At 61.2% G+C, this 937-nt stretch carries 1 protein-coding gene; it reads left to right on the forward strand.

Features of this window, described 5'->3' with window-relative positions:
* Positions 1-275 precede the first annotated feature (275 nt).
* Positions 276-767, forward strand: a complete 492-nt coding sequence (locus ACLJT4_RS42450) for a hypothetical protein (protein ID WP_411130515.1) — start codon at positions 276-278, stop codon at positions 765-767.
* The last annotated feature ends 170 nt before the right edge of the window (positions 768-937 follow it).

The following is a 937-nucleotide window of genomic DNA, read 5'->3' on the forward strand; positions in this document are numbered from 1 at the left end:
CAAGCGGTGGACGATGCGCTGGAAGCGGGCCCTCCAGGCGTTCGACATCGCCTTCGACGGCCGCCTCTCAGCAACCCGCATCTGACCCAACAACCACACCAGTTACACCGTTAAGTTGACAGACCCCGTCCTCCACGACCAGTACTCGCATGACATCCACGGATACAGGAAGTGGCCTTTCGTTTCTGTAAGCGTCTTCGTGTATGGAAACGAAACGTGGATGTGTGTCAGCCTCCGTGCTGTCGGACACGAGTCTCGGATGCAGAGGATTTTCCATGAGGAATGTCAGGTACGGCATGGTGGCTGCGTTTGTTACGGGTATGGCGTTGTTCGCTGCCGGCTGTGCCGGGGGTGGTGCGGATTCCGGCAAGGACACAAATGCGCAGGGGGCGGGGGTCTCCGGCAAGGGCGAAGCTGAGGACGACGCCTACAAGTACCGTCAGTGCTTGCGTGACAACGGTCTGGATGTGCAGGAGCCGAAGGACGGCGAGGCCGTGGGTATCCAGGGCGACGACAAGAAGCTCAAGAAGGCGATGGATGCCTGCAAGGGCCTGCCCGGTGCTGGCAAGGAACTGACACAGGAGGAGCAGGAGAAGAACCTCGATAACGCTGTCAATTTCGCGAAGTGCATGCGTGAGCAGGGCATCGACTTTCCGGACCCGAAGTTGCAGGACGGCAAGCTCACTGCGCAGCGGTTGGACAACAACGTGAGCAAGGAGAAGATCGAGAAGGCACAGAAGGTGTGCGGTGAGAAGAATGGGCAGTGAGCGTGGGAGGCCCCCCAGAAAGTACGTGATCGCTTCGCTGGCCGTGGCGAGCGCGCTGGTGGGCGGGGCAGCGGTTGTCTCGGTCAGCGATGACGACGGCAAGGGCCAGGAGCGGCACACGGACGGGCTGCCGCAGAAGACCGACGCGATCAAGCGGCAGGACCTGAGCA

The organism is Streptomyces sp. x-19, from assembly GCF_046549115.1.
Lineage (GTDB): Bacteria > Actinomycetota > Actinomycetes > Streptomycetales > Streptomycetaceae > Streptomyces > Streptomyces albulus_C.